This window comes from Cellulomonas palmilytica, assembly GCF_021590045.1.
Taxonomy (GTDB): domain Bacteria; phylum Actinomycetota; class Actinomycetes; order Actinomycetales; family Cellulomonadaceae; genus Cellulomonas; species Cellulomonas palmilytica.
This window is the reverse complement of record NZ_CP062221.1, coordinates 2,669,595-2,683,230: the sequence shown is the minus strand read 5'-3', so window position 1 is coordinate 2,683,230 and position 13,636 is coordinate 2,669,595. Positions and strand designations below refer to the sequence as shown.

Here is a 13,636-nt window from a genome sequence, read left to right as displayed (position 1 = left end):
CGTGAGGATGCCCGACGCCCTCCGGCGACGTGCGAGCGCCTGTGGACAGGCGCGAGGGTCAGCCGCGTGCGTCCTGCGCGGCGCGCTGGACCTGCTCGAGCCACGCCCGGCGCGCGTCGAGCGCAGCCTGCGCCTCGTCGATGCGGCGCTGGTCCTTGGCGGCCTTCGCCTTCTCCAGGTCCGCCTCGAGGCCCGCGATGGCCTGCTCGAGCTGCGCGGCCGCACCCTCGGCGCGGGCGCGCGTCTCGGGGTTGGTACGCGTCCACTGCTTCTGCTCGGCGTCGCGGATCGCGTTCTCGACCGCGCGCAGGCGGCCCTCGACACGCTGGATGTCGGCGCGCGGCACCTTGCCCGCGGCCTCCCAGCGGTCCTGGATGCTGCGGATGGCCGCCTTGGCGGCCACGAGGTCGGTGACCGGGACGAGCGCCTCGGCCTCGACCAGGATCGACTCCTTGACCTCGAGGTTCGCCCGGAACTCCGCGTCGGTCGCGGCGTTCTGCGCGTCGCGTGCCGCGAAGAACGCGTCCTGCGCCGCGCGGAACCGGGCCCACAGCGCGTCGTCGTCCGCGCGGCTCGCGCGCCCGGCGGCCTTCCACTGCGTCATGAGGTCACGGAACGCACCCGCCGTGGCACCCCAGTCGGTGCTCGACTGCAGGCTCTCGGCCTCGGCGACCAGACGCTCCTTGGCGGCCTTCGCCTGCGCGTTGGACTGCTCCAGCTGGGCGAAGAAGTGCCGACGCTCACGGTCGAACGTGGTGCGCGCGTGGCTGAACCGCTTCCACAGCGCCTCCTCCGTCGGCCGGTCCAGACGCGGGCCGGAGCGCTGCGCGTCCTTCCACTGGTCGAGCAGGGTGCGCAGCTGCTCGCCCGCGGGCCGCCACTGGATGCGGCTCGGGTCCGTGGCGGCGATCTTCTCGGCCTGCTCGACGATCGCCGTGCGAGCCTCGACCGCCGCGGCGCGCGCGGCCTGGCGCTCGGCCTCGGCCTGCGCGCGACGCTCGGCGGCGACGCCCCGCAGCGCGTCCAGGCGCGCGCGCAGGCCGTCGAGGTCACCCACGGCGGCCGGCTCGGCCGTCTCCTCCGTGAGCTTCGCGAGCGTCTGGTCGATCTCCTTCACCGACAGGTCCGTCGCGCCGAGGCGGGCCTCGAACAGCGCGACCTTGGCCTGCAGGTCGAGGAAGCGGCGGACGTACAGGCCGATGGCCTCCTCGGGCGTGGCGCCCGGGTACTGGCCGACGACGCGCTCGCCCGACGCCTCGCGCACCGTCACGGTGCCCTCGGCGTCGACCGAGCCGAACGTCGCGGCGTGCGCGGCCTCGGCGGCGTCGACCGGGGGGACCGGCGCGACGGCCGGTGCCGTGGCGGCGGCCGGCGCGGCAGGCGCCGCGACCGGGGGGCGCGGGACCGGGCGCGGGCCGGGCTTGACCGAGGCGGGCGTGGGTCGCGGCGTCGGGGCCGGGGCGACCTCGGGCGTGCTCTCCGCGGCCGGCGCCTCGTCGGCGGGAGCCTCGTCGGCGGGAGCCTCGGCGGCCGGGGTCTCCTCGCTCGGCTCGACAGGGGTCTCCTCGGCGGGAGCCTCGTCGGCCGAGGACTCCTCGGCCTGGGACGCCTCGGTGGCGGCCTCGGGAGCGGGCTCGGGAGCGGCCTCGTCGGCGGGCGTCTCCGCGACGGCCTCGACGGGTGTCTCGGTGGTGGTCGGGTCCACGTGCGTCTCGCCTTCGGGAGCGTTCTGCTGCGGCGTCTCGACCTGGTCGGCGGCGGCGTCGGCCGTGCTCGGGGCCGACTGGTCCGGGGTCTGCGTCACTGGATCTTCACTCCCTCGATGATGACGTCGGACACGGGGGAGCCGTCGGTCGACCCGTCCGCAGTGCCCGCGTCGGCGATGGCCGTGACGACGTCCAGACCGGACGTCACCTGGCCGAACACGGTGTAGCCACCCGCCCCGTCGGACGGGATCTTGCTGTCCTCGTACACGAGGAAGAACTGCGAGCCCATCGAGCTGCCGTTGCCGCTCTGGCGCGCCATGGCGATCGTGCCCGCGGGGTACACGTCGTCCGCCGGGGCGTTCTCGACCGGCCCCCACGAGTAGCCCGGACCGCCCAGGCCGGTCCCCTCGGGGTCGCCGCACTGCAGGACGTAGATGCCCTCGGTGGTGAGCCGGTGGCACGTCGTGCCGTCGAAGAACCCGTCCTGCGCGAGCGTCACGAAGTTGGCGACGGCCTGGGGCGCCGCGGCACCGTCGAGGCTGATCCCGAGCGCGCCCTGGCCGAGCGTGATCTCGCCGGTCCACTCGCGGTCCTCGGCGAGCGCCGGGTCGGGGACGAGGTCGGAGTTCGTCGCCTCGGCCGCGGGGGTGGTGGCGGTGGTCGTGTCGCCCGGCTCGGTCGGCGACCCGGCCGTGTCGTCGGACCCGTTCGCGACGACGGCGGCGACGACGCCGATCACGACCACCAGTGCCCCGACGACCGACCCCGCGACGATGCGCTGGCGGCGCTGCCGCGCCTTGGCCTCGGCCTGCCGTGCCTGCCACTTCTCGTACCGGCGGCGCTCGTACTCGCGCTCCCGCTTGTTGGACACCCGCACTCCTCGCGTGACTGTCGATGCACCGTGCGCACGGACGTCTCCCGCACCGTCGCACAGTGGAACCCCGGACAGTCTAGGCAGGTGACAGGGGTGCGCGATCCCCGTGCCGCGCGCTGGGACGGCGTCCGGGTGACACGGGGGTGTCGGACCAGGTCGCGGCGCGCGTCGGCGAGCGCGTCGGCAGGTGTGACGCAGGGCGTCTAGCCTGCGTGTCGTGGAGCTCCTGACGGTCGTGTCCCCGGTGTTCGGCGCCCGCACGAGCGTGCTCGTCGCGGACGACGGCGCGTGCGTCGTCGTGGACGCGGGGGCGCTCGTCGCGGACGCGGTCGTCTCCCTGGTCGAGGAGCGCGGTCTGGTGCCGCAGGGCGTGCTGGTGACGCACGGGCACGCGGACCACGTGTGGGACGCCGGGCCGCTCGCGCGCCGGCTGGGCGTCGCGGTGCACGTCCACGCGCGCGACGCCTACCGGCTCGTCGACCCGTTCGGGACGCTCGGGGTGCTCGGGGGAGCGGCGCACGACCCGTCGGGTCCGCTCGCGCAGTCGCTCGCGGCGGTCGGTGCGGATCCCGCGGCGTACGAGCGCCCCGACGACCTGAGCACGTTCGGCACGCCGTCGGGGGCCGACGAGGGCGCGCGCGAGCGCGACGACGACGTGCGCCTCGAGCTCGGCCCGGTCGTGCTCGTCGCGCGGCACGCCCCGGGTCACACGGAGGGCTCGACGCTCTACCTCGTCGACGGCGTCGCGTTCACGGGCGACGTGCTGTTCGCGGGGACGGTCGGGCGCACCGACCTGCCGGGCGGTGACCCGGAGGTCATGGCGCGCACGCTGCGCGAGGTCGTCGCGCGGCTCGACCCCGCGACGCGGGTGGTGCCGGGGCACGGCCCGACGAGCGACGTGGCCCGTGAGCTCGCGACCAACCCGTTCCTCGCCGGCGGGTTCCCCGCGGGGCGCTGACGCTCGTCCGCGGCTCGCGTCGCGGGCACGGCGGAAACCCGCTGCGTACGTCTGGGAGGATCGGGGGCATGGCGCGACCCACACCCCTGTCCGGATTCCCCGAGTGGCTGCCCGAGGGGCGCATCGTCGAGCAGCACGTGCTCGACGTGCTGCGCCGCACGTTCGAGCTGCACGGGTTCGCGGGCATCGAGACGCGGGCGGTCGAGCCGCTCGACCAGCTGCTGCGCAAGGGTGAGACGTCCAAGGAGGTCTACGTCCTGCGACGCCTGCAGGAGGACCCCGACGCGACGCCCGAGCGCGCGGGCCAGCTCGGCCTGCACTTCGACCTCACGGTGCCGTTCGCGCGGTACGTGCTCGAGAACGCGGGGCACCTCGCGTTCCCGTTCCGGCGGTACCAGATCCAGAAGGTGTGGCGTGGTGAGCGGCCCCAGGACGGCCGGTTCCGTGAGTTCGTGCAGGCGGACATCGACGTCGTCGGCGCGGGCGCGCTGCCGTACCACTACGAGGTCGAGCTCCCGCTCGTCATGGCGGAGGCGCTGACCGCGCTGCGCGAGATCGGGCTGCCGCCCGTGCGGATCCTGGTGAACAACCGCAAGGTCGCGGAGGGCTTCTACCGCGGCATCGGGCTGGACGACGTCGAGGGTGTGCTGCGCAGCATCGACAAGCTCGACAAGATCGGCGCCGACGCGGTCGCCGAGCTGCTCGTCGCGGAGGCGGGTGCGAGCGAGGAGCAGGCGCGCGCGTGCCTGCGGCTCGCGGGGATCAGCGGGACCGACGAGGACGTCGTCGACCGCGTCCTGGAGCTCGCCGCCGAGGTCGGTGCCCGCCACGCGCTGCTCGACGAGGGTCTGGGGGAGCTCGGGCAGCTGGTGCGCGCGGCGCAGGACCGCGCGCCGGGCGTCGTCGTCGCGGACCTGAAGATCGCGCGCGGGCTCGACTACTACACCGGCTCGGTCTACGAGACGGTGCTCGTCGGGCACGAGCAGCTCGGGTCGATCTGCTCGGGCGGCCGGTACGACACGCTCGCGTCCGACGGCGCGACGACGTACCCGGGCGTCGGGCTGTCGATCGGCGTCTCGCGGCTCGTGTCGCGCCTGCTCGGCGCGGGGCTCGTGCGGGCCACGCGCTCGGTGCCGTCCGCGGTGCTCGTCGCGGTGTCGTCGGAGGAGGACCGGCACCGCTCGGACGCGGTCGCCACGGCGCTGCGCGCACGGGGCATCCCGGTCGAGGTCGCGCCGTCCGCGGCGAAGTTCGGCAAGCAGATCCGGCACGCCGACCGTCGCGGCATCCCGTTCGTGTGGTTCCCCGGTCCCGCCGAGGCGGGCGGCGCGGCCGACGAGGTCAAGGACATCCGTTCCGGCGACCAGGTGGCGGCGGACGTCGCGACGTGGAGCCCGCCCGCCGAGGACCTGCACCCGCGCGTCGTCGCCGCGTCGTCGGAGGGCTGACGCGCGTCACCGTCCGACCCGCGCGGCCCGCGCACACCTTGCTCGTCGTGCGTACATGTGTTCGAATCGACGTGTGCGGTGGGACGGTCAGAAGCTCGAGCAGGACGCCGGCGTGCTCCCGGGGCTGGAGCTCGCCGGCCTCGTGCGCACGGTCCGGACACCCGACTTCGCGGGCGTCACGTTCCACGAGGTGCGCGCCCGGACCGCGCTGTCGCACGTGCCCGCCGCCTCGCAGGTCCCGTTCCGATGGACCGTGAACCCGATGCGCGGGTGCCTGCACCGGTGCGTGTACTGCTTCGCGCGGGGCACGCACCGGTACCTGGACCTGGACGCGGGCCGCGACTTCGACACGCAGATCGTCGTGAAGACGAACGTCGCCGACGTGCTGCACGCCGAGGTCCAGCGGCCGTCGTGGGCGCGCGAGCACGTCGCGCTCGGCACGAACACCGACCCGTACCAGCGGGCGGAGGGGCGCTACCGGCTCATGCCGGGTGTGATCGACGCGCTCGCCGGCTCGGGCACGCCGTTCTCGATCCTTACCAAGGGCACGCTCCTGCGGCGGGACCTGCCGCTGCTCGCGGACGTGGACGTGCCGGTCTCGCTCGCGGTGTCGATCGCGGTGCTGGACGACGAGCTGCAGCAGCGGCTCGAGCCCGGCACGCCGACCGCGCGCGCGAGGCTCGACCTGGTGCGGGCGATCCGCGACGCCGGCCTGCCCGTGCACGTCATGGTCGCACCCGTGCTCCCGTGGCTGACGGACTCCACCGACCACCTCGACCGCCTGTTCGCCGAGGTCGCGGCGGCGGGTGCGCAGCGCGCGACGATCCTGCCCCTGCACCTGCGGCCAGGGGCGCGCGAGTGGTTCCTGGCGTGGCTCGAGCGTGAGCGGCCCGACCTGGTCGCCGGGTACGGACGCGTCTACGGGCGCGGGTCGTACGCGCACCGGGAGTACCGCGCGTGGCTCACGTCCCGCGCGCGACCCCTGCTCGCCCGGCACGGGCTCGACCGGAGCGAGCGCCCCGACGACGGGCTGCGCTGGCGGCGCCGCGAGGCGGAGGCCCACGACGTGGCGGCCGAGGTCCAGCCCAGCCTGTTCTGACCCCGCGTCCGTGCCGCTACCCGGACCCGACGACCCGGCGGGTCGGACCCCGGCGCGCAACTATGATCGTCGGGGCCCCGACCACGTGCCGGGTCCCGTGAACCCCGACCCCTGAAGCGAAGGACCTTCCGTGCTGCGCACCCACACCGCCGGCTCGCTGCGGGCCGAGCACATCGGCTCCACCGTCACCCTCACGGGCTGGGTGGACCGTCGGCGCGATCACGGCGGCGTCGCCTTCGTGGACCTGCGGGACGCGTCCGGGATCGCGCAGGTCGTGATCCGGGACGAGGCCGTCGCGCACGGCCTGCGCTCGGAGTACGTCCTGCAGGTCACCGGTGAGGTGGGTCGTCGTCCCGAGGGGAACGAGAACGCGAACCTGGCGACGGGCGAGATCGAGGTCGTCGCGACCGACGTCGTCGTGCTGAACGAGTCCGCGCCGCTGCCGTTCCAGGTGTCGTCGTCGCTCGACGAGACCGTGGGCGAGGAGGCACGTCTCAAGCACCGCTACCTGGACCTGCGTCGCCCGGCCCCGGCGCGTGCGCTGCGCCTGCGTGCCGCGGCGAACCGTGCCGCCCGCGCCGTGCTGGACGCGCACGACTTCGTCGAGATCGAGACGCCCACGCTGACCCGCTCGACCCCCGAGGGCGCGCGCGACTTCCTGGTGCCCGCGCGCCTGTCGCCCGGGAGCTGGTACGCGCTGCCGCAGTCGCCGCAGCTGTTCAAGCAGCTGCTCATGGTCGCCGGCATGGAGCGCTACTACCAGATCGCCCGCTGCTACCGCGACGAGGACTTCCGCGCCGACCGGCAGCCCGAGTTCACCCAGCTCGACGTCGAGATGAGCTTCGTCGAGCAGGACGACGTCATCGCGCTCGCCGAGGAGGTCCTCGTCGCGCTGTGGCGCCTGGTCGACGTCGAGATCCCGACGCCGATCCGCCGCATGACGTTCGCCGAGGCGATGGAGAAGTACGGCTCCGACAAGCCGGACCTGCGCTTCGGTCTCGAGCTCACCGAGCTCACCGACTACTTCAAGGACACCCCGTTCCGCGTGTTCCAGGCGCCGTACGTCGGCGCCGTCGTCCAGCCGGGCGGCGCGTCCACGCCGCGCCGCGGGTTCGACGCGTGGCAGGAGTGGGCCAAGCAGCGCGGTGCCAAGGGCCTCGCGTACGTGACGGTCGGCGAGGACGGCGAGCTCGGCGGGCCGGTCGCCAAGAACATCACCGACGACGAGCGGGCCGGCCTCGCCGCCGCGACGGGCGCGCAGCCGGGCGACGCGATCTTCTTCGCCGCGGGCAAGCAGTCCGAGGCGCGCGCACTCCTGGGCGCGGCGCGCCTCGAGATCGGCCGCCGCGGCGGGCTGATCGACGAGTCGCAGTGGTCGTTCGTGTGGGTGGTCGACGCGCCGCTGTTCAAGCCGACGGGCGAGGACGACGACGTCGCGGTCGGCGGCGGTGCCTGGACGGCCGTGCACCACGCGTTCACGTCCCCGACGCCGGAGTGGATCGACACGTTCGAGCAGGACCCGGGCAACGCGCTCGCGTACGCGTACGACATCGTCTGCAACGGCAACGAGATCGGCGGCGGCTCGATCCGTATCCACCGTCGCGACGTGCAGCAGCGCGTGTTCGAGGTCATGGGCATCGGCCCCGACGAGGCGCAGGAGAAGTTCGGCTTCCTGCTCGACGCGTTCCAGTTCGGCGCGCCGCCGCACGGCGGGATCGCGTTCGGCTGGGACCGCATCGTCGCGCTGCTCACGGCGTCGGAGTCGATCCGCGAGGTCATCGCGTTCCCGAAGTCGGGCGGCGGCTACGACCCGCTCACGCAGGCGCCCGCGCCGATCACGCCGGAGCAGCGCCGCGAGGCAGGTGTGGACGCGAAGCCCAAGGAGGCGAAGCCGGCGGCCGAGCCGACCGCCTGACCCGCGCCGCACGCCGGAGGGCCCGACCTGTCGTCGACGGGTCGGGCCCTCCGGCGTCCGGGGCGCGTGTCAGTGCGTGATCGCGAGGCGCGCGTGGACCCGCTTCGCCCAGCGCGGCGCCCACCAGTTCGCCTCGCCGAGCGCGGTCATGGTCGCGGGCACGAGCACGAGGCGCACGATCGTCGCGTCGATGAGGACGGCGACGGCCAACGCGAAGCCGACCTCCTTGATGACCAGGAGCTGACCCACCATGAACCCGCCGAAGACCAGGATGATGATCGCGGCGGCTGACGTGATGATGCGTCCCGAGCGCTGCAGGCCGAGGCGCACGGCGTCGTCGGTCGAGCGGCCCTGGTCGTGCAGCTCCTTGATGCGCGAGACGAGGAACACCTCGTAGTCCATCGCGAGGCCGAACCCGAACGCGAGCACCAGCGCGAGCACGTACGTCTCGATGCCGCCCGTGGAGACGAAGCCCAGCAGGTCGTCGAGGTACCCGTCCTGGAACGCCCACACGAGCACGCCGACGGACGCGGCGAGCGAGAGGGCGTTCGTCAGCAGCGCCTTGACCGGCAGCACGAACGACCCGGTCATGAGGAAGAGCAGCAGGAGCGTCGCGACGACGACGACGAGCACCGCGAGCGGCGCGTCGTCCTGCAGCGCGGTGACGAAGTCGATCTGGAACGCCGCCTGGCCGGTGACCCACGTGGGGAACCCGGGGTCGACGCCGCGGACAGCGGTGACGACGTCGCGGGCGACGCTCCCGCCCGCGTCGGCGCTGTCCGGTCGCACGCCGATGACGACGTACGGGCCGGACGCGGTCGGGGCGTCCACGGTCGCGACGCCGTCGAGCTCGGCGAGCTCCCGCGCCCAGGCCTCGCCCTGCTCGAGCGAGGTCTCGGCGACGACCGTCACGGCGGGCGACGTCGCGGCGGGGTACTCGCGCGCGAGTGTCTCGACGAACGTGCGCTGCGTGCTCGTCGGCGGCAGCAGGCCGGTCGTCGAGCTGCGCAGCTCGAGGTGCGCGAGGGGGAGCGCGAGGACGAGCAGCACGAGGACGGCGCCACCGAGGAACACCCACGGGTGGCGCTGGACGCGCTCGGCGAAGCGGGAGAACGCGCCCTCCTCGCGCGCGGTGTCCATGGTGCGCGCGAGGATCGCGCGGATCCCCGGGATGCGGGCGAGGAGCCCCGGCCGCAGGAGCCGGCGGCCCGTGAGCGTGAGCAGCGCGGGCACGAGCGTCAGCGCGGTCGCGACCGCGATGAGCACGACGGCCACCCCGCCCGCGCCGATCGCGCGCAGGATGTCGGGCGAGAACACGAGCAGCGAGCTGATCGCGACGGCGACGGTCACGGCGGAGAACGCCACGGTGCGTCCGGCGGTCGCCATGGTCCGCTCGATCGCGGACGCGACGGCCCCGTCGCCGCGCCGCCGCCTCGCGGCCCGCCCGCCGTCGTCGTCGACGAGCCGGTGCAGCTCCTCCCGGAACCGGGAGACGATCAGGAGGCCGTAGTCGATCGACAGGCCGAGACCGAGCACGGTCACGACGTTGACGACCGACGAGTCGACGTCCATGAGGTGGCTGAGGCCGAGGACGGCCGCGAGTCCGCCCGCGATGGACGCGAGCGCACCGGCCATCGGCATCGCGGCGGCGAGGAACCCGCCGAACACCAGGATCATCACCACGAGCGCGAGCGGCAGCGTGACGGCCTCGCCCGTGCGCAGGTCCTCGCGGATCTGCGAGGTGATCTCCTGGACGATCAGCCGTGAGCCGCCCACGACCCCCGTGGCGTCCGGGGCGACGTCGCGCAGCTCGCCGGGCACCTGGCCGAGGCGCCGGGCGACGTCCGCGATCGCGGTGTCGCGTGCCGTGGGGGTCAGCGCGGCGTCGAGGTCGACGACGACGAGGAAGCCGTCGCCCGAGCGTGCGACCAGCGGCGCGGCCGCGGGGCTCTCGACGCCGCCGGGGAGTGCGAGCGGGTCGATCACGGCCTCGACGCCGGCGATCGCCCCGAGCTCGCGGCGCGGTGCGTCGAGCGCGGCCGAGAGCGCGGGGTCCGTGGGGTCGACGCCGGAGACGACCAGGGTCACGGACGCCCCGCCGTCCTGCGACTCCGAGAGCAGGTCGCGGCCCTCGACGCTCTCCGAGCCCGGCACGGTGGGCTCGCCCGTGGTCACGCGGTCGAACACCGACTCGCCCCCCACCGCGCCGACGGCGAACGCGTAGCCGAGCCCGGCGAGGACGAGCCAGACGGCGACGACGGTGCGGGGACGGTGTGCCACGAGGCGGCCGAGTCTGGCGAACACGGCGCCATGCTCGCAGGTCGGCGCACCGACGCGCACACCCGAGCGCCCGGCTGTGGACGACTCGCCGTCCTCGGGGGCGTCGGCCGGGGCGCGTGGCCGGGGGTCGTGGGCGGCGCGACGTACGCTGCGCGCATGGACCTGTTCGACGCGGTCGGATCGACGACCGCAGGCGTGCCCGCGCCGTCGGCCGGGGCCCCGCTCGCCGTGCGGATGCGCCCGCGCTCGCTCGAGGAGGTCGCCGGCCAGTCCCACCTGCTCGTGCCCGGGTCGCCGCTGCGCCGGCTCGTGGAACCGGCGGGGGAGTCGGAGCGCCGCGCCGCGCCGTCGTCGGTCGTGCTCTGGGGCCCTCCCGGCACGGGCAAGACGACGCTGGCGTACCTGGTCGCCTCGACCTCCGGTCGCCGGTTCGTCGAGCTGTCGGCCGTCACCGCGGGCGTCAAGGACGTGCGCCAGGTCGTCGACGACGCGCGTCGTCGGCTCGCCGCGGGCGGGGACGAGACGGTCCTGTTCATCGACGAGGTCCACCGGTTCACCAAGGCGCAGCAGGACGCCCTGCTGCCGAGCGTGGAGAACCGGTGGGTCACGCTGGTGGCGGCGACCACGGAGAACCCCTCGTTCTCGGTGAACTCGCCGCTGCTGTCCCGCTCGCTGCTCCTGACGCTGCAGCCGCTGGGGGTCGACGACGTGCGTGCGCTCGTGCGCCGTGCGGTGGCCGACGAGCGCGGGCTGGCCGGGAGCGTCGCACTCGCCGAGGACGCGGAGGAGCACCTGCTGCGGCTCGCGGGCGGCGACGCGCGCAAGGCGCTGACGATCCTGGAGGCCGCCGCGGGGGCCGCGCTGAGCGACGCCGAGCGGACCGTCGCGGCGGACCCCGATGCGCCCGTGCCGGTGGACCTCGCGACGGTCGAGCGCGCGATCGACGTCGCGGCGGTCCGTTACGACCGCGACGGCGACCAGCACTACGACGTGATCAGCGCGTTCATCAAGTCGATGCGCGGCTCGGACGTCGACGCGTCGCTGCACTACCTCGCGCGGATGATCGCCGCGGGGGAGGACCCGCGGTTCATCGCGCGGCGCATCGTCATCGCCGCCGCGGAGGACGTCGGCATGGCGGACCCGAGCGCGCTGCAGACCGCGGTGGCCGCGGCCCAGGCCGTGCAGCTCATCGGGATGCCGGAGGCACGCATCGTGCTCGCCGAGGCCGTCGTGCACCTGGCGACCGCGCCGAAGTCGAACGCCGCGTACGTCGGGGTGGACCGCGCGCTGGCGGACGTGCGCGCGGGTCGCCTCGGGTCGGTGCCGACGCACCTGCGCGACGCGCACTACCCGGGCGCGCAGCAGCACGGGCACGGGAAGGGGTACGTGTACGCGCACGACGAGCCGCACGGCGTCGCGGCGCAGCAGTACCTGCCGGACGAGCTCGTGGGCTCCCGCTACTACGAGCCGACCGACCGCGGGTACGAGCGTCAGGTGGCCGACCGGCTCGAGCGGATCCGCCAGATCCTCGAGACGTGAGCCACGTCCCAGGCGCGGATTCGTCGCCCGGCCGCGGGTGCGGGTAAGGTTGACCGGTCATGTGCGCCGCCGTGTCCCTCGGGGTCGCGTCGCGCAGGACCACCCTGGGGCCCTAGCCAGGACCGCGCCGCACGAGCACCGATCCGGAGCATCGCTTCCGACGACCGCTCGCCGGCACACGCGTTCCCTCGAAGGTCGGCCCCACGCCGGCGGGCACCGTCCGCCCGGCGTGACGTCAACGAACACGACAGGAAGTACCTCTGTGAGCAGTGTGACCCGTTCGCGCCGCCAGGTCCGCCTGAGCCGCGCCCTCGGCCTGGCCCTGACGCCCAAGGCCGTCAAGCACTTCGAGAAGCGCCCCTACCCGCCCGGTGAGCACGGCCGCGCCCGTCGCCGCACCGAGTCGGACTACGCGGTGCGTCTGCGCGAGAAGCAGCGTCTGCGCGCGCAGTACGCGCTCCGCGAGAAGCAGCTCGCCCGTGCCTACCAGGACGCCCGCAAGGCCCCGGGCCTGACCGGTGAGGCGCTCGTCGAGATCCTCGAGACCCGTCTCGACGCGCTCGTCCTGCGCTCCGGCTTCGCCCGCACGATCCTGCAGGCGCGCCAGGCCGTGACGCACCGTCACATCCTCGTCGACGGCAAGATCGTCGACCGCCCCTCGTTCCGCGTGAAGGTCGGCCAGACCATCCAGGTCAAGCCGAAGAGCCAGGCGACCACGCCGTTCCAGGTCGCCGCCGCCGGCGCGCACCGCGACGTGCTGCCGGCCGTCCCGGGCTACCTCGACGTCCAGCTCGAGAAGCTGTCGGCCGTCCTGGTCCGCGACCCGAAGCGCGCCGAGGTCCCGGTGACCTGCGAGGTCCAGCTCGTCGTCGAGTACTACGCCCGCTGACGCAGCTCGCACCACGTCACGGAGCCCCGTCGCGCGACCTGCGCGGCGGGGCTCCGTCGTCCCCGGAGGGCGGGACGACGCGCCCCCGGGGTACGCGTGGCCGGTGCACGGTCGCGCGCGTGGCCCAGGTAGGGTGCAACAGTCATCGAGGAAGGACGAGGGATGTCGGTCTCTGATGTCGCGGGGCTCATCGCGGCGATCGCCTTCGTGCTGCTCGTCGGCCTGCTCGCGGTCCCGCTGCTCAAGCTGGGACGCGTCCTGGACGAGACGCGCGACTCGGTCAAGGAGCTCACGGACCACACCGTTCCGGTGCTCGACGAGGCCGCCCAGCTCGTCGCGTCCTCGAACGGCCAGCTCGACAACGTCGACAAGGTGACGACGGCCGCGGCGCAGGTGTCGCAGAACGTCTCCGCGCTCACCGCGCTGTTCGCCGCGACCGTCGGCGGCCCGATGGTCAAGGCCGCGGCCTTCTCGTACGGCGTGCGACGCGCGTTCGGCGGGTTCGCCGCCGGGGCGCGCAAGGGCCGCTGATGCGCCGCCTGTTCTGGGTCGGCGTCGGTGTCGCCGTCACCGTCGTCGTGATCCGCAAGGGCCGGGCGGTCGCCGAGGCGTACCTGCCGCAGGGCACGACCGACGTCGTGACGGGCGCCTCGGCGCTCACGCGCGCGTTCGCCACGGCGCGTCACGAGTTCGCCGCCGGCATGGCGGAGCGCGAGGCGCAGCTGCGCAGCGAGCTCGTCGGCGACGTGGACGTCGACGCGGTCCGCGCGGACAAGGACCGCCGGGTCGCCGAGCTGCGCTCCGCCTGGGGCGACGCGCGCGGCGGCGCCCGCCGAGCGCCGCAGCGCGAGCGGCGCGTCCCGCCCGACTGGGCCGGTCCCCTCGAGGACCCGGACGACGACGCCGACGCGGCGTTCTTCTGACCGGA

The 13,636-nt window shown here is 74.5% G+C and carries 11 protein-coding genes; 8 read left to right on the top strand and 3 right to left on the bottom strand.

Annotation, left to right across the window (positions count from 1 at the left end; genetic code table 11):
• Positions 1-58 precede the first annotated feature (58 nt).
• A complete protein-coding gene (locus tag F1D97_RS12170) occupies positions 59-1,804 on the bottom strand; it encodes a DUF349 domain-containing protein (protein WP_236120760.1) in 1,746 nt (581 codons plus the stop codon).
• Positions 1,801-2,577, bottom strand: a complete 777-nt coding sequence (locus F1D97_RS12165) for a peptidylprolyl isomerase (protein ID WP_236120759.1) — start codon at positions 2,575-2,577, stop codon at positions 1,801-1,803. Before F1D97_RS12165 ends, F1D97_RS12170 begins: the two co-directional genes overlap by 4 nt.
• Positions 2,578-2,797: 220 nt before the next feature.
• Here F1D97_RS12165 and F1D97_RS12160 point away from each other — a divergent pair, with 220 nt between their 5' ends.
• The 4 genes from F1D97_RS12160 (at position 2,798) to aspS (ending at position 8,000) form a co-directional block, all read left to right on the top strand.
• Positions 2,798-3,538, top strand: a complete 741-nt coding sequence (locus F1D97_RS12160; protein WP_236120758.1) for an MBL fold metallo-hydrolase — start codon at positions 2,798-2,800, stop codon at positions 3,536-3,538.
• 68 nt (positions 3,539-3,606) lie between these two features.
• Positions 3,607-4,986, top strand: coding sequence for a histidine--tRNA ligase (gene hisS, locus F1D97_RS12155; RefSeq protein ID WP_236120757.1), 1,380 nt, complete (start codon positions 3,607-3,609; stop codon positions 4,984-4,986).
• Positions 4,987-5,059: 73 nt separating this feature from the next.
• Positions 5,060-6,085, top strand: coding sequence for an Rv2578c family radical SAM protein (locus F1D97_RS12150; RefSeq protein WP_236120756.1), 1,026 nt, complete (start codon positions 5,060-5,062; stop codon positions 6,083-6,085).
• 130 nt (positions 6,086-6,215) lie between these two features.
• Complete coding sequence (gene aspS, locus F1D97_RS12145; protein WP_236120755.1) at positions 6,216-8,000, top strand: aspartate--tRNA ligase; 1,785 nt, start codon at positions 6,216-6,218, stop codon at positions 7,998-8,000.
• Positions 8,001-8,069: 69 nt separating this feature from the next.
• Here aspS and F1D97_RS12140 read toward each other — a convergent pair whose 3' ends face one another.
• Positions 8,070-10,280, bottom strand: a complete 2,211-nt coding sequence (locus F1D97_RS12140; RefSeq protein WP_236120754.1) for an MMPL family transporter — start codon at positions 10,278-10,280, stop codon at positions 8,070-8,072.
• A gap of 156 nt (positions 10,281-10,436) precedes the next feature.
• Between F1D97_RS12140 and F1D97_RS12135 the strand changes: the two genes are divergently transcribed.
• The 4 genes from F1D97_RS12135 to F1D97_RS12120 all read left to right on the top strand — a co-directional run bounded on the left by F1D97_RS12135 (position 10,437) and on the right by F1D97_RS12120 (position 13,631).
• Positions 10,437-11,819, top strand: a complete 1,383-nt coding sequence (locus F1D97_RS12135) for a replication-associated recombination protein A (protein ID WP_236120753.1) — start codon at positions 10,437-10,439, stop codon at positions 11,817-11,819.
• 262 nt (positions 11,820-12,081) lie between these two features.
• Positions 12,082-12,708, top strand: coding sequence for a 30S ribosomal protein S4 (gene rpsD / locus F1D97_RS12130; RefSeq protein WP_094180098.1), 627 nt, complete (start codon positions 12,082-12,084; stop codon positions 12,706-12,708).
• A 162-nt stretch (positions 12,709-12,870) separates the two neighbouring features.
• Positions 12,871-13,239, top strand: coding sequence for a DUF948 domain-containing protein (locus tag F1D97_RS12125; protein ID WP_236120752.1), 369 nt, complete (start codon positions 12,871-12,873; stop codon positions 13,237-13,239).
• Positions 13,239-13,631: a hypothetical protein gene (locus tag F1D97_RS12120; RefSeq protein WP_236120751.1), complete on the top strand. Its 393-nt coding sequence runs from the start codon at positions 13,239-13,241 to the stop codon at positions 13,629-13,631. Before F1D97_RS12125 ends, F1D97_RS12120 begins: the two co-directional genes overlap by 1 nt.
• Positions 13,632-13,636 lie beyond the last annotated feature (5 nt).

Excerpts from the sequence above, each read along its gene's own strand:
- hisS (WP_236120757.1), top strand. The coding sequence starts at position 3,607 with ATGGCGCGACCCACACCCCTGTCCGGATTCCCCGAGTGGCTGCCCGAG.
- F1D97_RS12135 (WP_236120753.1), top strand. The coding sequence starts at position 10,437 with ATGGACCTGTTCGACGCGGTCGGATCGACGACCGCAGGCGTGCCCGCG.
- F1D97_RS12125 (WP_236120752.1), top strand. The coding sequence starts at position 12,871 with ATGTCGGTCTCTGATGTCGCGGGGCTCATCGCGGCGATCGCCTTCGTG.
- F1D97_RS12120 (WP_236120751.1), top strand. The coding sequence starts at position 13,239 with ATGCGCCGCCTGTTCTGGGTCGGCGTCGGTGTCGCCGTCACCGTCGTC.